A 20,523-nucleotide genomic window follows, 5' to 3' on the forward strand; every position below is an offset into this window, starting at 1 on the left:
CATTATAATGTAACTCCTTTTTATTTATGTATTTGTGTGAGGTGACAAAAAAGTTATACATTTTATAAGAAAGTCATATCTTATATAAAGATGTAGAATGAGCTGATTATGCTCCTCTTCCGCGGCAATAGGTTACAGGGGAGACTAATTTGTAGCCAACTATATATTTTTAGGTAATACAATATAATATAAATAGTTAATTACATGTATTGGAGCGTGGCTATTTGTGACGATTTCATATAGTGCTGAAAATTTTAACGTATTATTTGTTAAATCTGGTGCTTCTGTATATTTTCCAGTGTTAGAGGAATCAATATTTAATAGTTTGAAAAAAGCAATTGGTAATGTAACGATGGTAACATACAAAAATTTGGTGAAAACAGCTTTAAAGATACAGCCCTCACTCATTATTGTATTCCATGGTTTTGAAGAAGGAATAAGTAAGGGAATTCAAGAGTTAAAACAATATAATTTTACGACTGCACTCTGGCTTACAGATGATCCTTACTTTACAGATGTGACAAAAAATTTAGTGCTTGATTATGATTATGTTTTTACACAAGATACAGGATGTATTGATTTTTATAAAGATTTAGGCTGTGATAATGTTTATTACTTGCCTTTAGCGGCAGAACCTCCTGCATATAGGCCGATACGTACGGAAGAGGATTATTTATTTGATATTAGTTTCATAGGGACTGCTTTTGATAATCGGCTAGCGTTTATTGATTCAATTGCAGAGTATTTAGTGACTAAAAACACCTTAATTATAGGATGTAATTGGGATAGACTAAAAAACTATGAATTATTGAAGGATAAGATTATACTTTTACCATTTTTGGTTTATAAAAATAGTATGGAATATTATAAAAAAAGTAAAATTAACATGAATATACATCGATCGATAGAGGATGTAACATTTAATATAAATAGAGTAAAAATAAATGCTTGTTCTATTAATAATCGTACATTTGAAATAGCTAGTACAGGTGCTTTTCAAATGACGGATATTCGTTCAGATTTGGAAAAGTGCTATATTCCAGGGGTGCAAATTGAGACATTTACTTCATCGGTTGATTTTATAGAGAAAGCAGAAAGGTATTTGGAAAATCCAGCACAAAGAAATAAAATTGCGATGGAAGGATTTAGAAGAACACTAATCGAACATACATATGATAAAAGGGTAAAAGATTTATTGGAAATAATTAGCGTTAATCCTAAAAAAGAAAGCTAAATTTTAAAATAGGGATAGGATATGCAGAAATATAAAATGTTTAAAGAACAAGGTATTCGAGCATACACTTCCCATTAATAAGCATGATAGAAGGTTATTTTATCTTAACACAGCAGATACAAAAGAAATGAGCATTGATTATGGTGATTATCTGGAAGAGAAGTAAAAGAATTGTATTAAGAAAAGGTGTTGCGTAATAACGTAATGCCTTTTTTGTTTCTTCGGTTACTTGCGAGCGATAAGACTACCACCTCAAAAGTCTGCGAATATGAGAGAGTTAGGTGGGAGCTTCCCGTCCATAAAGGTCTGACTGGCGTGGGCTAATAATTAGGGGGGAACAAAAACACCCACTGATAAAAGTTGCACTTTATGTATTTCACACTTTCTTCACAAATGATTCACGATAACTTTTCTTCTTCAGGAACTTACATAAATATATTTTATGATATAATTACAATCGGCTTTAAAAATGTAAGTTGTATCTATGAAGGTAGTTACTATTTTATTGGAAGTTTAGAGGTGAGAGAGAAATAAAGAGTTATACTATATAGCAATTTATATTTAATCAGGTTAATATTTCGCTGGGAAATTGAACTTGGGAAGTTAAAGGAATGGAAGTATAGCGATTAGTAAGAAAGAAGTGAAATGATTGTGAAAGTAATGAAAAGATTAGGGGCATGGCTATTCATTGTATGTGTGCTTATTATATCGATACCAAAAAGTGCATCTGCTCATGCGTACATTGTGAAATCCAACCCTGCTGAAAATGAAACGTTGAAGAAAGCACCAGCTGTTGTGAAAATTGAATTCGATGAGGATATACAAGTTTCGCATTTTAATACATTGTTTGTAAGAGATACATCAGGTACAAGAGTAGATTTAAAAGATGCTCATATCGATAAGAAAAATAAAAAATTATTAGAAGCAGGGTTAAAAGAAAATTTGAAAAACGGACTCTACTCTATTCAGTGGAAAGTGATTTCAGCTGACGGTCATCCTATTCAAGGAGTGATTCCATTCCGAATTGGATCAGCAGAAGCGGGAGCAGACGATATACAAGTAGAAGAGATGGGATATGTCCCGCAAATAGATATGATTATGGAACGTGGCGTTCTATATACAAGTTTCTCACTATTTATAGGAGTGCTATTCTTTAATCTTATTATGTACAAAGGGAATGCAATCTCGGTTCAATCAAGAAGTAAAAAAATAATATGGATCTCATTAATTGGCATATTCATTAGTTTACTATTCAATCTACCATTGCAAGCGAAAATAAATGCTGATGTTTCATGGATAGAAGCATTCGATCCTTTACTATTAAAAGAAACATTACAGCTCTCTGTTTTTAGTTACGTATGGCTCACTCAAATGGCTCTTATTAGTTTGCTTATAATCGTTACGTATTTTGCGATGAAGTGTGAAAAGCTATCGTCGTTTAAAGTATGGAGCATTCCGATAGTATTGTTTATTGGGATACTGGTTATGAAAGCCTTTAATAGTCATGCATATGGTTTAAAGTTTAAAGAAATTGCTGTCGTTATGGACTTTCTACATTTATTCGCAGCTTCATTATGGATTGGCGGTCTATCAACCATTATTCTTCTTTTACGTAAAGAGGATGACAAGTGGAGTATGTATTGGGATATGATTAAGCGTTTTTCACCGTGGGCAACAGGTGCTGTCATCATGATTTTAATAACAGGTCTTTTTAACAGTACATTTTTTATTCCAACAATCCACTCGTTATTTGATACGAAGTATGGATTAGCTTTATTAGCAAAAATACTTTTATTCATTTTCATGGGGATATTGGGAATTGTTCATTATGTGAAAGGGAAAATGAGAGCACAGCAAGGATTAGGCGCTACGGTGAAAGTAGAGTTTATCATAGGAATTATTATTTTCGTAATCGTAGCTTTTATGACAAACGTACAAACACCGCCGATGCCACCTACTGGACCTTTTACAGAGAGTAAACAATTAGATAATGGATATGAACTTACTTTACATGTAAGTCCTAATAAAGTAGGACAAAATACATTCCATATTACTTTAAAGGATGAGAACGGACAACCTGTTACTGATATGGAGCAAATTATTTTAACTACGCAATCATTGGATATGAACATGGGAAAAGGCTCATTTAAAGTTTCGGCCGTTTCACCAGGAGAATATGAAGCGGAAGGTATGTATATTAACATGACAGGAAACTGGAATATACAAGTGCACGGATTAACAAAATCTCTTGATAGCTTTGATGCGGATTATAAATTTATAGTAGGCGGCAGATAAAGAGAAGGTATAAATAAAAAGGAGTTAATAAAATGAAACGTATAAAAAAAATTGGCACGACAATGATCGCAACAATAATTGCAATGGGCATTTTTTCGTTACCGGTTAGTGCGCACGTCACTGTGAAACCAGCGACTTCGGACGTTAATTCTTGGGAGACTTACACGATAAAAGTACCGGTTGAAAAGAATGTAGCAACGACAAAAATTACACTGAAAATACCGTCTGGAGTGGAGTTTCAACAGTATGAACCCGTGCCAGGATGGAAAGTGGAAGAGCAGAAAGATAATGCTGGAAAAGTTAAAACTGTAGTGTGGGAAGCAACGGGAGATGGGATTTTACCTGGTCAGTTCCAGCGATTTACTTTTGTCGCTAAAAATCCGGATAAAGAACAAAAAATAGCTTGGGATGCATACCAACAATATAAAGATGGAGAAATTGTTGAATGGACAGGCGATGAAAAAGCTGAAAAACCACATTCACTTACTACAATTGCAAAAGGTACGTCATTAACAGGTGAACATGGTGAAGTGTCTAGTGTAGAAAAGAATGAAAGCACTAGTAATATGCAATTGATAGCAATTGTCTTATCTATTTTAGCGATTGTATCGTCGGTAGGTGCGTGTGTTTTTGTAGTACGTCGTAAAAAATAAGATATAAAAAAGAGCCTACAAACAGTAGGCTCTTTCTCATATTTATTTCACTTCAACCTGCTGCCTTACAGCAAGTGTTTTCGGCTTTATATTAACAAAACAAATACTCACCACAATAAATAATAGTCCGATGAATAAGCTAATAGTAATGGCCTCATGTAAGAAAATTGAACTTACAATAATAGCGATTAGTGGAATGAGGAATGTATAAGCCCCAACTTTACTTGCTTCACCAGCTCCAACGAGTGTGAAATATGCAAGCCATCCCATTGCAATAACAAAGAATGAAATAAAGAGAAGTACGCTAACAAACGGTATACTCCAAGCGATACTAGACCAGCTTTCAAACTCTGATCCAAATCCAATTAAGCAAAAACCGCCAATAAGAAGCTGTAGTGTTACCATCCAAATAGCATTCACACGGTGACCAGTTTTCTTAATAAATACTGTACCTAGTGCCCAGCCAATCGCACACCCTAACGCGAGAAGGGTTCCGACAATAGAAATATGTCTAGTTAAACTACTAGAGCTAATAACACCTACGCCAATAAATCCAAGAACAAGCCCGAAAATTTTTAAGCCATACATAGATTCTTCAAGCCAAATCCATGAGAAAATGCCGAGTAAAACAGGTTGTAGAAATACGATGGCGGAAAATAGCCCAGCAGGCATATATTGAAGGCCGACAGTTTGTAATCCGTAAAATATAATGATGTTAAGTAAAGAAGAAATAACGTATAAATGCCAAGTTTCTTTTAAGTGTAACTCTTTGTATTTCGGTAATGCGAAAAGGAGTAAAATGAATCCTCCAATTAAAGTTCGAACGCCTGCAAATAAAACGGGTGGTGTATAATGCAGGGCAAACTTAGATAAAGGCCAATTGATTCCCCACATGAAAACGAGAAAGGTAAGGATTATGGCCGTTTTAGTTCGAGAAAGCTGTGTCACGGTAAGACCTCCTTGTTGTTATTCATTTCACTATGATATGATATCGACTGTAATAAATAAAATGAATCTTTTTTATAAGGAGTATAAGTGATTAGTTATGACCATTACACAACTGCAAGTATTAATAAAAACTGTTGAGCTAGGTAGTTTTACGAAGGCTGCTCGGGTGTTAAATATGACGCAGCCAGCTGTAAGTCACGCCATTTCTAGTATTGAGTCAGAGTTAGGAGTTACGATTCTTATACGTGATAAACGAAAAGGATTAATCGTTACGGATGTAGGAAACAGAATTCTTGTACATATTAGAGAGATTTTGAACGGTGTAGAGAAGATTGAACAAGAAGTTGCGATGGAGAAAGGACACGAAGTGGGGACGATTCGAATTGGGAGTTTTCCGAGTGCTTCGGCACATTTTTTACCGAAAATGATAAACCATTTTAAGGAGAAGTATCCGAACTTAGAAGTTGTTCTTTGTGAAGGAACAATTAAAGAAGTTGAAGATTGGTTAGTATCGAGGGTTGTTGATATAGGAATTGTTATTTTGCCTAATAAAGAGATGGAGATTGTCCCGTTAACGAAGGGAAAGATGGTTGCTATCTTAAGAGAGGATCATCCTCTTTGTAAGAAGGACTCTATTACAATTAGTGATTTAGAGAATGAACCGATTATATTATGTAAGGGCGGATACGAACCACCCATTATTGATATGTTTAAACAAGCTAACGTACCACTTCGGGCTGAATATGTAATTTCGACCGTTACGACAGCTTTAAATATGATTCAAGAAGGGCTAGGGATTGCAATATTAGCTGAATTATCTTTAACGAATTTACCACAGAATGTGCAAACGAGAGAATTGGAACCGCAAGTATGGAGAGAAATTGCTTTAGCCGTTCCTTCATTAAAGGATTCTTCAATCGCTGTGCAGCTATTTATTGAAGAATTTCAAGCGCTATTTGCAGAATAACAAGAGGTGTCTCATATATCATAATGGGGCACTTTTAAATTTGTTTATAAAAAATATATGAAAAGGATTGACTTATCTTTTCGTTGTAACTATAATGATTACATCGAGGTGGTGATTACGATGAAAATTAGTAGCCGCTTTTCTATAGCTGTTCATATTTTATCTATTTTGAAAAATAATCCATCTTCACTTTGTACTTCAGACTATATGGCTGAAAGTGTAAATACGAATCCAGTAGTCATTCGTAAAATGATGTCGTACTTGAAGCAAGCTGGATTTGTATATGTAAATCGCGGCCCAGGTGGTGCGGGATTATTAAAGGATTTACATGAAATCACATTGTTGGATGTGTATCATGCAGTAAATGTAGTCGAAGAAGATAAGCTATTTCATATTCACGAGCAACCAAATCCAGATTGTCCAATTGGAGCGAATATTCAAGCTGTATTAGAAGTTATATTAATACAAGCACAATCTGCGATGGAAGAAGTTTTAAGAAATATTACGATGGGGCAGTTGTTTGAAACTTTGCAAGAGAAAATGAATACTTAAATCATATTTATATTTTTTTGCCATTAATGTAACTGGTTTGATTACAACTATAAAGGTAAGGTGTAAAAGTTATGACTGTAAAAATGAAAGTATACTCAGATTTTATATGTCCATTTTGTTTTTTAGCAAAAGGTCCATTAGATGAGGTAGCAAAAGAGAATGATGTAGAGATTGAATGGATGCCATTTGAATTACGTCCAAGTCCATATTCAAAAATAGATCCATGGAATGAGCCAGAAAAATTAGGTTCATGGGATGCTTTCATTCTTCCAACCGCGAAAAAGTTAGGAATCGATATGCGTTTGCCGCGTGTTTCTCCGCATCCATATACACATTTAGCTTTTGAAGGATGTCAATTTGCGAAAGAACGTGGACTTGGAAATGAGTATCATCACCGTGTATTCACAGCATTTTTCCAAGAAGAGCAAAATATTGAAGATATTGATGTTTTAACAAAATTAGCGGTAGAAGTAGGTCTTCCTGAAGCTGAATTTAAAGATGCTTTAGTAAATCGAAAATATAAAAAAAAGCATCAAGAAGCGATTCAGCACGCATATGATGAAGCGAATATTATGGCTGTTCCAACAGTCATGATTGGAGATGAAGTCATTCAAGGGCTTGCTAGTAAAGAAACGCTACAAAGAGTAATTGATAAAGAAATTGAAAAGGAAAAAACAAATTCATTTGAAGGTATGCAGTGTAATACAGATGGATATTGCTAATTCGCTTGTTATGAAATAACAAAATAAATTATAAAACAAATATTTGGAGGAATTAACATGTCAGCAACTACAACAAACTTAAAAGAAGCAATCGTGAACCGTCGTTCTATTCGTAAAGTAACCAAAAACGATGCAATTACGAAAGAAAGAATTGAAGAAGTTTTAAAAACAGCTTTACACGCACCAACATCTTTCAATATGCAAAGTGGCCGTATGGTTGTATTAATGGATGGAGAGCATGAAAAGTTTTGGGATATTGTTAAAGAAACACTAAGAGCCCGAGTACCAGCAGAAAACTTTGAAGCGACTGTAGAAAGATTAAAAGGTTTCCATACAGGTGTTGGGACTGTGTTATTCTTTGAGGATCAAGCAACAGTAGAAAAAATGCAAGAAAATGCACCATTATATAAAGATCAGTTCCCATTCTGGTCTCATCAAGGAAATGCAATGTTACAACATACTGTATGGATGTTATTAGCAGCTGAAGGAATTGGCGCATCCCTGCAACACTACAATCCAATTGTAGATGCTGAAGTGAAAGAAACTTGGAACATTCCAGCTGAGTGGAGCTTAGTAGGACAAATGCCATTTGGTGAGCCAAATGAACAACCAGGAGAAAGAACATTTTTACCTACTGAAGATGTAGTGAAATTTTATTAAGAAATTTAATATGTAAAGAGTGAAATAAAAGGAGAGTACATATGAGCCATATATGTACTCTCCTTTCGTATGTAATGTTAAAGATAAACACATACTGCAAGAACAAATTCCTTCATATGAACCGAAGTGTTTCCTTACAATTAAAAATCTATTATGTTTATGTTTTTGAAATGACAGTAAACATTCCCGTCATATTTGGTGAGTAATCTTTAAAATCAAATTTCTCATAGAACGATTCTTTACCTTCTGATGCAAACAAACCGACAAACGCTTTATCAGGGGCATTTTCATGTAAGTATGTAACTAAACGATGCATGATTTCTTTCCCGATACCATGTTTCTGATAATCGGGATGAACTACTATATCTTGAATATAGAAATAGATAGATCCATCACCAACAATTCTACCCATGCCAATCATTTTTTCATTATCATTGACTGTGATGCAGTGAATAGAATGTTTCAGTGAAGTTTCCGCCACTTCAAAATTCATATAATTAGTCCATCCAACAGAATCACATAAATATTTATACTCTTCCAATGTTGGAATGTTATGTTTAAACTCGTATGTTTTCAAAATGTACCCTCCAGACCCTTAAATTCAGCAAATATATACTATACATTCGACATTTCTTTATCGCTTCCTCTTATGTAACTCAATTCCCTTTAGCTATCGAATTTCGTATCGTTTCCTTATTTGTATTAATTTATATGAGTTTAGGGGAAAAATATTAGAAATAATGCAATAGAAAGGGAAGTGGAAAAATGAATGATGAGAAAAAATATACAGTAGTAGGTACTGATGTTGAGGAAGTAAAACGTTTAAATAAGAATTCAGGATTAACATATAATCAGGTGAAAGAATTATTAGCAAAGCAAATGCAAAATAAGAAGTAATGAAATTGAAATTCTTCATTTTTTCATGTAGCATTTCAATTAGAGAGAGTTATAAGGATAACTCTCTTTTTCAATACAATTTAGCAACTTTTAGAGTGGAGGTAACAACATGAAAAAGTGGGTAAAGATAACGTTGTCGATCGCTGGAGGTATTGTCCTGTTGGCATGTGCCGGAGGGTATTACATGTATAAAAATTATTTTCCAAAGGAACCGGAGCGTATCGTATATGATAAAGATAGAGTGTTAAAACCGATACATAATCAGTTGAAAGACATTAACATAGAAAACATAAAGATAAAAGAAAAAGAAGTCGTAAATGCGACTGTAGATGAGCTTCAAAAAATGATTGATGATGGGAAATTATCATATGAAGAATTAACGAGTATTTACCTTTTTAGAATACAAGAACATGACCAAAATGGAATATCATTAAATGCTGTTACAGAGATTAATCCAAATGCAATGGAAGAAGCGCGAAAGTTAGATAAAGAAAGATCTTTCAATAAGAAGTCGAACTTATACGGCATGCCAGTTATCGTAAAAGATAATGTACAAACGGAAAAGGTGATGCCGACAAGTGCGGGCACGTATGTGTTAAAAGATTGGATTGCAGATGAAGATGCGACGATTGTGAAGAAGTTGAAAGAAGAAGGTGCTTTCGTTTTAGGAAAAGCGAATATGTCTGAGTGGGCAAATTATTTATCCTTTACAATGCCTAGCGGCTATAGCGGGAAAAAAGGACAAAATTTGAATCCGTACGGTCCGATTACGTTTGATACATCGGGATCCAGTTCAGGGTCTGCTACAGTAGTTGCGGCAGATTTTGCACCACTTGCAATCGGTACGGAAACGACTGGATCGATTGTAGCACCAGCGACGCAGCAATCAGTAGTTGGATTACGTCCATCACTAGGTATGGTGAGTAGATCAGGCATTATTCCATTAGCTGAAACACTTGATACAGCAGGACCGATGGCAAGAACAGTAAAGGATGCGGCAACGTTATTTAACGTAATGGTAAGTTATGATGAAAAATATGCTATGACAGAAAAAATGAAAGATAAAGAAAGAATTGATTATACGAAGGACTTATCAATAGACGGATTGAAAGGGAAAAAAGTAGGAGTTCTATTTTCAATAGACCGACAAGATGAAAATAGAAAAGAAATAGCAGAAAAGATTAGAAAAGACCTTCAAGATGCAGGTGCGATCTTGACTGATGATATTCAGTTAAACGCTGGGGGTGTAGATAATTTGCAAACATTAGAATATGAGTTCAAACATAATGTTAACGATTATCTTTCAAATCAAAAAAATGTACCGGTAAAATCGCTAGAAGAGATTATAATGTTTAATAAAAAGGATAGTAATAGACGAATAAAATATGGACAAACATTAATTGAGGGATCTGAAAAATCTGCTATAACGAAAGATGAGTTTCAAAAAGTTGTGCAAACGAGTCAAGAAAATGCAAGAAAAGAGCTAGATAGGTATTTAGTAGAAAAAGGTTTGGATGCTTTAGTTATGATTAACAACGAAGAAGTTCTTCTATCAGCTGTAGCTGGCTATCCAGAATTAGCGGTGCCAGCAGGATATGATAACAATGGAGAGCCAGTAGGTGCAGTGTTTGTCGGGAAGCAATTCGGTGAGAAAGAACTGTTCAATATAGGATATGCGTATGAACAACAGTCTAAAAATAGAAAATCACCAAAACTGTAAAAGGATAAATGAAAAAAAGAGCGCCACTAAATAATGTTGGTCGGCTAATATAAAAAGAATCTAACATTATTAAAAGAAAAAAAGGATTCTTCTCAATTAGTAAGAAAGATTGTCTATAGAAGTTCATAAAATGTAATATATTCAATTTCCATCCATTGAAGGGGGAGGTTAAATCTTAATGAATGAAGTGAAAAATTTCTTTCGAAGTAGAGGGTTCCAACGGTTTCTCGTTTTAATAATAGTAGCGCTTGTATTATATGGATTAAAAAGTATGATTAATTTAATATTAATTACGTTTATACTGACATTTTTAATGGATCGGTTTCAACGTTTTATTTCAAAGAAATTGAAAGTGAATCGGAAAATTGTTATCGCATGTTTGTATATCATATTAGTTACTTTTATCGGCACAACATTATATAAATACTTACCTGTGCTAACGATACAAATTTCCCAATTGATTTATCAGTTTAGGTTGTTTTTTCAAAATCCACCGGATAATGAGATCATTAAATATGCGCTTTCAACAATTAATGGGATGGAAGTCTCAAAATATATAGAACAAGGTGTAGATGTCATATATCAATCGATTGCAAATATAGGAAAAGTCAGTTTGCAAATACTACTCTCTCTTATTTTAAGTTTATTTTTCTTGTTAGAAAAAGAACGTATCATATCATTTACTTCGAAATTTAAAGATAGTAGTCTGAAGGTTTTTTATGAGGAGATTGCATATTTTGGTGAAAGGTTTGCAAGATCGTTCGGTAAAGTAATTGAAGCGCAGTTTTTAATTGCAATTGTCAATTGTATTCTTACTGTCATTGCATTAATCGTTTTAGGATTTCCGCAGCTTCTCGTATTAGCTGTCATGATTTTCTTACTAGGATTAATTCCTGTTGCCGGTGTAATCATTTCCTTGTTCCCGCTATGTATTATTGCTTATAACGTAGGCGGAGTTATGTACGTTGTATACATACTTGTGTTCATTACAATAATCCATGCTCTTGAAAGTTATTTTTTAAACCCGAAGTTCATGTCTGCGAAAACGAATTTACCAATCTTTTATACATTTATGATTCTTATCTTTTCAGAGCATTTCCTTGGAATATGGGGGCTTATTATTGGTATACCAATCTTCATCTTCTTATTAGATGTACTGAATGTAAATAATGAGGAGACGATTAAAAAATAGAAAATAAATAAAAAAAGCAATCCAAAATAAATTGGATTGCTTTTTTGCATACATGATTAAAGAACAGGGTCCATTGTTTCTTTCAATACTTGAACAGAGTGATCGAATTTTAATTCTTCTTCTTCACTTAATTCCACTTCTAAAATTTCACGAACACCGCCGCGATTTAAAACAGCAGGTACGCCGATATAAACATCTTTTTGACCGTATTGACCTTCTAAGTAAGCTGATACTGTTAATACACTATTTTCGTCGTTTAAAATCGCCTTAGTAACACGTAAAAGTGACATACCAATACCATAGTAAGTTGCACCTTTTCGCTCAATAATATGGTAAGCTGCATCACGAACATTTATGAAGATTTTGTCTAAATCTTCTTGCGTGTATGTGTTGTCTTTATCAAGAAGTGTTTGTAGTTTTTGAATACCAATGGATACGTGGCTCCAAACAGGAAGTTCCGTATCACCATGTTCTCCGATAATATAAGCATGAATGTTGTGAGGACCAATATCGAAATACTCACCTAACATATAGCGGAAACGAGCAGAATCAAGAGTTGTACCAGAACCGATTACACGTTCTTTTGGTAAACCAGATTCTTTCCAAGTTACATAAGTTAAAATATCGACAGGGTTAGTTGCGATTAAGAAGATACCATCAAATCCGCTATCCATAATACTACGAACGATTTGTTTAAAGATTTTCGCGTTTTTCTCAACTAAATCTAAACGTGTTTCGCCTGGCTTTTGTGGTAATCCAGCCGTAATAACTACAAGATCAGCATCTTTACAATCTTCGTAGCTGCCTTTCCATACTCTAGTTGGAGCTGGTGCAAAAGGAACAGCATGACTTAAATCCATTGCCTCTCCTTCAGCTTTTGCCTCGTTTACATCAACTAAAACAAATTCTTCAGCTACAGCTTGGTTAATCATGCAGTAAGCGTAACTACATCCAACTGCTCCTGTTCCTACTAATACAACACGGTTAATACCTTTTTTCATTTCAAAATTCCTCGCAATTTCATTGATTTTATTATGTAAGATAATACGTCTTACTTCTATAGAGTCATATCTAGTTTATTACAAATTATAAAAGATATTCAAGTATTTGAAAATGTATCCGTGCAATTTCTTGCATGAAACATAGTACGTAAGTGAACCGAATATACTGCAATAAAATCCTTTATTGAAGGAGAAAAGGGCATGATGAAGCCGTTAACGATGGAAAAAATGCTTCATATTATTAATGTGGGGCTCGTTAAAACGAAGAATCCAAAGCAGATTATTATTGCTGGTGCAGGGATTTCGGGCTTAGTTGCAGCATCGTTATTGAAAGAAGCAGGTCATAATATAACAATTTTAGAAGCGAATAACCGAATAGGCGGAAGAATATATACGATCCGTGAACCATTTAGCTCTGGTTTGTATTTTAATGCAGGGCCGATGCGAATTCCTGACACACACGAGTTAACTTTAGCTTACATTCGTAAGTTTAAATTACCGTTAAATTTGTTTATAAATAAAACCACTTCAGATATTATTTATACGAATAATATTAAAACGAGATTGAGCATATTCGAAAAAAATCCAAGTATACTGAGATATCCAATTGTAGAGAACGAAAAAGGAAAAACGGCAGAAGAGTTAATGTTAGTAGTATTAGAACCAATACTAAACTTTATAAAAAAAGATCCTAATAAAAATTGGATTATCGTTGAAAAAAAGTATAAAGCATATTCACTTGGCTCATTTTTAATTGAGTATTATTCAGACGGAGCAATAGATATGATCGGTGTACTTCTTGATATGGAAGCATATATGGGAATGTCTTTAATTGAAGTATTACGTGAAATGATCTTTTTTACCTCAACGACAAAATATTACGAGATAACGGGCGGAATGGATGCATTACCAAATTCATTTTTACCGGAGTTAAAAGATAATATTTTTATGTCGTATAAAGTAGAAAAAATTATACAGGAAGATAATAAAGTAATGATGCAAGGAAGTCAGGAGCAAACGTTACATCCATTTATCGTAACAGGCGACAGTGCTATTATTACAATTCCATTTTCAGCGTTACGGTTTGTAGAAGTTCAGCCATATCATTTATTCTCTTATTATAAAAGACGAGCAATTCGTGAGTTAAATTATATTGCTGCAACTAAAATTGCGATAGAGTTTAAAAGTAGATTTTGGGAGAGAGCGGGACAATGCGGCGGTAAATCTATTACAGATTTACCGATTCGATTTACATATTATCCAAGTTATGGAATTCGCACACCAGGGGCAGCCATCGTTTTAGCGAGTTACACGTGGGCAGATGAGGCGTTAACGTGGGATAGTCTCCCTCAAAGAGATCGTATTCGTTACGCATTAAAAAATTTAGCAGAAATATACGGTGACATCGTCTATAGTGAATCTGTTACTGGAACATCTTTTAGCTGGAGTAAAAATCCGTATTCTTGCGGCGCATTTACGGCTTTCGAACCAGGCCAAGAGCTAGAGTTATTTCCGTATATTACGCCACCAGCTGGCAAAGTACACTTTGCAGGAGAGCATACGACATTAACGCATGGATGGATGCAAGGAGCAATAGAGTCTGGAGTTAGGGTTGCACATGAAGTAAACGAACAGTGAATCTGTTATGTTTACAAATGGTCATTCTTTTAATAAAATGATAAATATAAATCGTAATTATTACGCTTTGAATACGTTTGAAGTAAAGAAATGGATGGTCGATCAAATGAATAAAGTAGAAATTCATATATTAGGTGGCTTTTTAGGTAGTGGAAAATCAACATTATTACAAAATTTATTGTTAGCTGAGAAAAAGAAGAATAGAAAAGTTGCAGTATTAATGAATGAAATTGGTGAATACTCGGTAGATACCGATATTATTGGAAAAGAGAATGTTTTAAGAGAGCTTCTGAAAGGATGTATTTGTTGTACGCTAAAAGAAGAGCTTGAAATACAATTGCATTCGTTATATCAGCAAGAAAGACCAGATGTCATTTATATAGAAACGACAGGTGTTGCGCATCCAATTGAAGTGTTAGATGCATGTGTATCACCAATTTTAGCACCTTTCTTAGACGTGAAATCAATTGTAGTCGTTTTAGATGCAGTAAGATGGTTAAATCGAAGTGTATTAAGTGCAAACGTTCAGCAATTATTACATGAGCAACTGAAGTTTGGTAGCCACATTTTAATTAATAAATCAGACTTACTAACAGATGCGGATAAGAACAAAGTAATTGAAGAAGTGAAAGCGATAAATAATCATGCGAAATTGTTTGAAACAAAATATTGTAATATATCTTTAGAAGACATAGAAGAGGCTGAATTTACGAATGACGGGGAACGTGAGACACTACATGTCAAACAGCATTTACATATACAAACGATGACGTATCAATTTACGAAATCGATTGATCAAGACAAATTATATGAATGGCTTTCGAATTTACCAGATAGTATTTATCGTGTAAAAGGTTTTGTGAAATTTCATGGAGATAAATACCCGCACCTATTCCAATATTCGTTCGGGGTACCAACTTTACTGGAACAAGACTTCGGTTTCCCAACGAACTTGGTAGTAATAGGGGAAGGGCTAGATAAGAAACAATTGGCTGAAGGGTTAGAGAAAGTAGAAAATAATTAAGTGCTTTTTAGGGAGGCTACAATGATTGACTTAATAACTTAAGTTAATTATTGTAGCTTTTTTCGTGATTAATACTGTAATGAAACAGTATTTTCAATTGGGAAGCAGAATATATATTGATTGTATGTCCGTTTCCATTTAATAGGAAGGTGATTATAGATTTGTGCCGAATGTAGAGGATACTACAGGAGTTTTCCATTACCTATCCTATAGTTAGTCATGATTACGGGCAGGGGACTTTGGCGTGTTTGACTCTATCAGAAAGTAAAGTATGGGGAGGATCACAATGTCGATGAAAAAACGTAAATGGCTAAGAATGATGGCTACTGGTTGTGTTTTAGGCTCGTTATTAATAACGGCAGCTTGTTCAGGAAAGAAAACAAGTACAGAGGATGAAAAGACGATTAAGGTAGGGGTTCTTGCATCATTAACAGGTCCATTAGAATCGTATGGAAAACAAACAATGAACGGATTTGAATTAGGGTTAGACTATGCAACGGGCGGAACTGGGAAAGTGGAAGGGAAGAAGATTAAGTTTGTTGTAGAAGATACGGAAACAAAAGCAGAGGTAGCCGTTAAAAAAGCTACGAAGTTATTAGAAGAAGAGAAAGTCGATTTTTTAGTCGGATCGTCTAGTTCAAGTGATACATTAGCGGTTTTACCATTAGCTGAAGAATATGAAAAAATAATGGTTGTAGAACCGGCAGTTGCTGATAGTATTACCGGGAAGAATTGGAATAAATATATTTTTAGAACAGGAAGAAGCTCTTCGCAAGATGCAATTGCAGGAGCAGCTGCAATTGCAAAAAAAGATGTAAAGATTGCGACGTTTGCCCCAGATAATGCATTTGGCCGTGAAGGGGTTGCGGCATTTAAAGCTGGAGCGAAGAAATTAGGTGCGAATATTGTAAACGAGCAATATGCTGATATAAATTCGACTGACTTCACTGCAAATATTCAAAATATCATTAGCTCCAAACCAGATTATTTATTTATCGTTTGGGCTGGGGCAAATTCACCTTGGAAACAGTTAAAAGATATGAATGTGGAAGCGCAAGGTATTAAAATTTCTACCGGTGCACCAGATATACCGGCATTAAAAACGATGGATGCGTTAGTAGGAATGCAAGGTTTTTCTGTTTATTATCATACGCTCCCGAAAAATAAGGTGAATGATTGGTTAGTGGAAGAACATAAAAAACGATTTAATGGTGCGGTGCCAGATTTATTTACAGCAGGTGGAATGTCAGCGGCAATTTCTATTGTAGAAGCTTTAAAGAAATCAAAAGGGGATACAGATGTAGATACACTGATTAAGAAAATGGAAGGAATGGAATTTGAGACACCGAAAGGAAAGATGAAATTTAGAGAAAAGGATCACCAAGCGATGCAGACACTGTATTCCATTACATTGAAAAAGCAAGATGGTGTTGATTATCCGGTGCCAGTATTAGAGCGAGAATTAACGATGAAAGAGACAGAACCACCAGTTCGAAATAAATAGACTGAATTTTCTGTTGTTTTTGTATAAAGAGGGAATACCCTCTTTATACGTATTTCTTTCACACTGAAAGCTTTAAAGGGAGGGATTTCATGACACACTTGCTTGAAACGAAAAATCTTAGCGTATCTTTTGGTGAACATCATGTTATTAAGGATGTGAATTTGACAGTACAAAAAGGAAAGCTCATTTCCATTATTGGACCAAACGGTGCAGGAAAGACAACGTTATTTAATTTACTTAGTGGACAAATTTCTCCAACAAAGGGTGAAGTATATTTTAAAGGACAAGAGATTACAAAATTATCAATTTCGGATCGAACTCGATTAGGAATTGGTCGTTCTTTTCAACTTACAAATATATTCCCGGAGTTAACGGTACTTGAAAATGTTCGTTTAAGTGTTCAATCATTTGTTCAAGATTACTATAGTTTTTTTCCGAGTTCGGCAAAATTTAAACAACAAGTGGGAGAGGCGAGACGTTTCTTAAAAACAGTATTACTTCAGGAGAAAGAACATGTATTAGCGAAAGATTTAGCGCATGGAGAAAAACGAAAGTTAGAGCTTGCGATGTTATTAGCTTTAAAAACGGATGTGTTACTACTTGATGAGCCGACAGCAGGTATATCAGTTGAGGAGGTACCGGCTATTTTACAAGTGATTGAAAATATTAAAAAACATCCAGAAAGTACAATTGTACTGATTGAACACAAAATGGATATGGTACTAGGTTTGTCAGACCATCTTATCGTTTTATTCCATGGAGAGCTATTGGCTGAAGGTTTGCCTGAAGAAATTATGAAAGATGAGCGTGTACAAAGTGCTTATTTAGGGGGATTATATAGTGGCACTATTACAAGTGAATAATATAGAGACGTATTTAGATCAGTTTCATATTTTACAAGGGGTATCTCTTGCTGTTGAGAAAGGAACGATTACTGTACTGTTTGGAAGAAATGGGGCAGGGAAGACTACGACATTACGTTCGGTTATGGGTTTTCACCATATCGCACATGGTGAAATTTATTATGATAGTACACAAGTAAATGGATTATCTACACATTTAATCTCAAGGAAAGGAATAGGGTATGTACCAGAAAATCAAGGTATTTTTTATGACCTGACAGTAGAAGAAACATTCGCTCTTGCTAGGGGGAAGGGAGAAGAAGCGGAAGAGAAAATGGAGTGGATGCTTGAATTATTTCCAGATTTAAAGCAGTTTTGGCACAAAAAAAGTGGGCTCTTAAGCGGAGGACAAAAGCAAATGCTAGCAATTTCAAGAGCATTTATAAATAGTGATGGTTTATTACTTATTGATGAGCCGAGTAAAGGCTTGTCCCCCATTATGATAGAAAAATTAATGATAGCCATTTTGAAAATGAAGGAGAAAACAACAGTTTTACTCGTTGAACAAAATTTTATGATGGCTAGTCAAATTGGTGATTATTTTTATATTATGGATAACGGAAAAATTGTTCATAACGGTTTTATGCATGAACTAAAAGAGGATAAGGAAATGTGTCATAAATATTTAGGAATCTCTTAACATGAATCCGGGGTGAGAAGGATGGATGTGTTAATCAATTTATTTGTAAATGGGATTTCAACAGGGATGCTCATTTTTTTATTAGCATCAGGTCTTTCACTTATTTTCGGTTTAATGAGCGTTCTAAACTTCGCACATGGTGGTTTATTTGCGTGGGGAGCATTTACAGGTGTTTGGCTATTTAATATGACAGGTAGTTATGTATTAGCGTTAATTGGAGCAATTGCTATGGGGATGTTTCTTGGATTCATTTTAGAAAGATTCCTTATTAGACCGGTATATGGAAATCATGTTCGCCAGCTTCTTGTGACGCTTGGAGGAATGCTTGTACTTAGTGAATGTATTAAAGTATTTTGGGGGCCCAATCCAATTGGGGCTAAATTACCGTTATGGTTACAAGGTAGTTATACATTTGAAGGAGTTATATTAATTAAATATCGTCTATTTGTTATTTTAATTGGGATCATTATTTACATTGCCTTACTATTATTGCTGAAGAAAACAAAGATAGGTCTTATGATACGCGCAGGTGTAATGGATAAAGAGATGGTTCAAGCGCTCGGTATTAACGTAAAAGCGATATTTTCTTTCGTCTTTTTATTAGGAGCAGGGATGGCAGCGTTAGGAGGCTTCTTATTAGCGCCGTATTCAGGAGTTATTTTCGCCGAGATGGGTATGCAGTATGCGATTTTAGCTTTCATAGTAGTAATCATTGGAGGGTTAGGAAGCGTACAAGGTTCGGCAATCGCTTCTTTAATTGTCGGATTAGCTGGTGCTTTTACAGCATATTTTATACCGGATTTATCGCTTGCAATTAATATGTTAATGTTACTATTTTTCTTAATAGTAAAGCCAAACGGACTTGTTGGTGAAAAGGGGTGAAATGGTGAACAACACATCAAATCGAATTAAAGTATACTTCGGAGTATGTATACTCATTTGTTTAAGTGTATTTCCATTCGTAAATGATTCACGGAGTTTGTTAATTTTGTTCACTCAAATCTTCATCTTTGCTATTTTTGCAATGAGTTTTGATGTATTGCTTGGATATACCGGAATTGTATCGTTCGGTCACTGCATGTTCTTTGGAATAGGAGCATATGGGGTAGCGCTTTTATTTGATCGGCAAGGAGTATCCATAACGAACTTTTTAATAGGGATAGTAGCTGCAATTATCATTTCAGCAATTGTTAGCTATATAATTGGCTTGCTTTCATTGCGTCTGAAAAGTCATTTTTATGCAATGTTAACACTTGCTATTTCACAGTTGTTTTTCGTACTTGCTGAGAAATGGCGTGGGCTTACTCACGGAGGAGATGGTTTTACATTTGGTGTACCAGATTTATTCCGTGATCGTTTTACGTTTTATTATGTAACACTTATATGTTTAATTGTCATTTTTATTCTGTTACGTCTTTTCACAAAATCTTCTATTGGAAAAGTATTAAAGGCAATTTCACAAAATGAGCAACGTGTGGAAGCACTAGGATATAAAGTTCTTCATTATAAAATTATTGCTAGTATTGTGGCAGGAATAGTGGCTACGATTAGCGGTGGCTTATTTGTTATCACACTACGATTTGTTAATACGACTGTATTTTCAATTGAAATGACATTAAATGCATTATTGATGACAATGATTGGAGGTGTTGGAACGTTAATTGGAGCAATTGCGGGAGCTGGAATTATTGAATCACTGAAATATTATTTATCAGAACTAGCTACAGCGTATCCAATTTTTGAACGATGGACGATTATTCTTGGTTTATTGTACATTATCGTATTGCTAGTTTTTCCGAAAGGATTAGTTGGGACGATTAAGAGTCTGAAGAATATGAAACGGAGTAAGAAGGAGAAGAGTGCAGAAGTGGAGCAAAATGTGTGAAAAATCAATTGTATAGAATATGAAAATCCCTCTTTTAGATTCGTAAAGGAGGGATTTTTATTGGTGTATGTAATTAGTTAGTTTGTAAA

At 34.6% G+C, this 20,523-nt stretch carries 20 protein-coding genes; 17 read left to right on the plus strand and 3 right to left on the minus strand.

Annotation, left to right across the window (positions count from 1 at the left end):
• Positions 1–226 precede the first annotated feature (226 nt).
• The 3 genes from MHB74_RS09520 to MHB74_RS09535 all read left to right on the plus strand — a co-directional run bounded on the left by MHB74_RS09520 (position 227) and on the right by MHB74_RS09535 (position 4,182).
• A complete protein-coding gene (locus MHB74_RS09520) occupies positions 227–1,234 on the plus strand; it encodes a CgeB family protein (RefSeq protein WP_061676833.1) in 1,008 nt (335 codons plus the stop codon).
• Positions 1,235–1,879: 645 nt separating this feature from the next.
• Entirely contained in the window at positions 1,880–3,529 is a 1,650-nt protein-coding gene (locus tag MHB74_RS09530; protein WP_061676834.1) for a copper resistance CopC/CopD family protein, read from the plus strand.
• Between the two features lie 32 nt (positions 3,530–3,561).
• Positions 3,562–4,182, plus strand: a complete 621-nt coding sequence (locus MHB74_RS09535; RefSeq protein ID WP_061676835.1) for a YcnI family copper-binding membrane protein — start codon at positions 3,562–3,564, stop codon at positions 4,180–4,182.
• Between the two features lie 42 nt (positions 4,183–4,224).
• Here MHB74_RS09535 and MHB74_RS09540 read toward each other — a convergent pair whose 3' ends face one another.
• Positions 4,225–5,130: a DMT family transporter gene (locus MHB74_RS09540; RefSeq protein ID WP_061676836.1), complete on the minus strand. Its 906-nt coding sequence runs from the start codon at positions 5,128–5,130 to the stop codon at positions 4,225–4,227.
• A 97-nt stretch (positions 5,131–5,227) separates the two neighbouring features.
• Here MHB74_RS09540 and MHB74_RS09545 point away from each other — a divergent pair, with 97 nt between their 5' ends.
• The 4 genes from MHB74_RS09545 (at position 5,228) to MHB74_RS09560 (ending at position 8,031) form a co-directional block, all read left to right on the plus strand.
• Positions 5,228–6,097 carry a LysR family transcriptional regulator gene (locus MHB74_RS09545; protein WP_061676837.1) on the plus strand — a complete coding sequence of 290 codons (870 nt, stop codon included), beginning with the start codon at positions 5,228–5,230 and terminating at the stop codon, positions 6,095–6,097.
• Between the two features lie 120 nt (positions 6,098–6,217).
• Positions 6,218–6,649 (plus strand): Rrf2 family transcriptional regulator, encoded by a 432-nt coding sequence (locus MHB74_RS09550; protein ID WP_061676838.1) that lies wholly within the window; start codon positions 6,218–6,220, stop codon positions 6,647–6,649.
• A gap of 71 nt (positions 6,650–6,720) precedes the next feature.
• Complete coding sequence (locus MHB74_RS09555; protein ID WP_061676839.1) at positions 6,721–7,371, plus strand: DsbA family oxidoreductase; 651 nt, start codon at positions 6,721–6,723, stop codon at positions 7,369–7,371.
• 57 nt (positions 7,372–7,428) lie between these two features.
• Positions 7,429–8,031 (plus strand): nitroreductase family protein, encoded by a 603-nt coding sequence (locus MHB74_RS09560; RefSeq protein ID WP_001277029.1) that lies wholly within the window; start codon positions 7,429–7,431, stop codon positions 8,029–8,031.
• 157 nt (positions 8,032–8,188) lie between these two features.
• Here the strand turns inward: MHB74_RS09560 and MHB74_RS09565 are convergent, their stop codons facing one another.
• Positions 8,189–8,608, minus strand: a complete 420-nt coding sequence (locus MHB74_RS09565) for a GNAT family N-acetyltransferase (RefSeq protein WP_061676840.1) — start codon at positions 8,606–8,608, stop codon at positions 8,189–8,191.
• A gap of 188 nt (positions 8,609–8,796) precedes the next feature.
• On the opposite strand from MHB74_RS09565, the gene MHB74_RS09570 reads away from it, so the two are divergent.
• From MHB74_RS09570 to MHB74_RS09580, 3 genes are all read left to right on the plus strand, one after another.
• On the plus strand, positions 8,797–8,928 hold the full coding sequence (locus MHB74_RS09570; RefSeq protein ID WP_061676841.1) for a hypothetical protein: 132 nt from the start codon (positions 8,797–8,799) through the stop codon (positions 8,926–8,928).
• A gap of 109 nt (positions 8,929–9,037) precedes the next feature.
• Positions 9,038–10,648, plus strand: a complete 1,611-nt coding sequence (locus tag MHB74_RS09575; RefSeq protein WP_061676842.1) for an amidase family protein — start codon at positions 9,038–9,040, stop codon at positions 10,646–10,648.
• Positions 10,649–10,826: 178 nt separating this feature from the next.
• Positions 10,827–11,840 carry an AI-2E family transporter gene (locus MHB74_RS09580; protein WP_061676843.1) on the plus strand — a complete coding sequence of 338 codons (1,014 nt, stop codon included), beginning with the start codon at positions 10,827–10,829 and terminating at the stop codon, positions 11,838–11,840.
• Between the two features lie 56 nt (positions 11,841–11,896).
• Here MHB74_RS09580 and MHB74_RS09585 read toward each other — a convergent pair whose 3' ends face one another.
• Positions 11,897–12,841, minus strand: a complete 945-nt coding sequence (locus MHB74_RS09585) for an L-lactate dehydrogenase (RefSeq protein ID WP_061676844.1) — start codon at positions 12,839–12,841, stop codon at positions 11,897–11,899.
• 201 nt (positions 12,842–13,042) lie between these two features.
• On the opposite strand from MHB74_RS09585, the gene MHB74_RS09590 reads away from it, so the two are divergent.
• The 7 genes from MHB74_RS09590 to MHB74_RS09620 all read left to right on the plus strand — a co-directional run bounded on the left by MHB74_RS09590 (position 13,043) and on the right by MHB74_RS09620 (position 20,434).
• Positions 13,043–14,479 carry a flavin monoamine oxidase family protein gene (locus MHB74_RS09590; RefSeq protein ID WP_061676845.1) on the plus strand — a complete coding sequence of 479 codons (1,437 nt, stop codon included), beginning with the start codon at positions 13,043–13,045 and terminating at the stop codon, positions 14,477–14,479.
• 106 nt (positions 14,480–14,585) lie between these two features.
• A complete protein-coding gene (locus MHB74_RS09595) occupies positions 14,586–15,503 on the plus strand; it encodes a CobW family GTP-binding protein (protein ID WP_061676884.1) in 918 nt (305 codons plus the stop codon).
• Between the two features lie 286 nt (positions 15,504–15,789).
• Positions 15,790–17,007: a substrate-binding domain-containing protein gene (locus MHB74_RS09600; protein ID WP_061676846.1), complete on the plus strand. Its 1,218-nt coding sequence runs from the start codon at positions 15,790–15,792 to the stop codon at positions 17,005–17,007.
• An 89-nt stretch (positions 17,008–17,096) separates the two neighbouring features.
• Positions 17,097–17,870, plus strand: a complete 774-nt coding sequence (locus MHB74_RS09605; protein ID WP_046197658.1) for an ABC transporter ATP-binding protein — start codon at positions 17,097–17,099, stop codon at positions 17,868–17,870.
• Complete coding sequence (locus MHB74_RS09610) at positions 17,848–18,549, plus strand: branched-chain amino acid ABC transporter ATP-binding protein (protein WP_061676847.1); 702 nt, start codon at positions 17,848–17,850, stop codon at positions 18,547–18,549. Before MHB74_RS09605 ends, MHB74_RS09610 begins: the two co-directional genes overlap by 23 nt.
• Positions 18,550–18,570: 21 nt before the next feature.
• Positions 18,571–19,431, plus strand: a complete 861-nt coding sequence (locus MHB74_RS09615; RefSeq protein WP_061676848.1) for a branched-chain amino acid ABC transporter permease — start codon at positions 18,571–18,573, stop codon at positions 19,429–19,431.
• Between the two features lie 49 nt (positions 19,432–19,480).
• A complete protein-coding gene (locus MHB74_RS09620; RefSeq protein ID WP_061676885.1) occupies positions 19,481–20,434 on the plus strand; it encodes a branched-chain amino acid ABC transporter permease in 954 nt (317 codons plus the stop codon).
• The last annotated feature ends 89 nt before the right edge of the window (positions 20,435–20,523 follow it).

This window comes from Bacillus sp. FSL K6-0069 (assembly GCF_038007785.1).
Lineage (GTDB): Bacteria > Bacillota > Bacilli > Bacillales > Bacillaceae_G > Bacillus_A > Bacillus_A mobilis.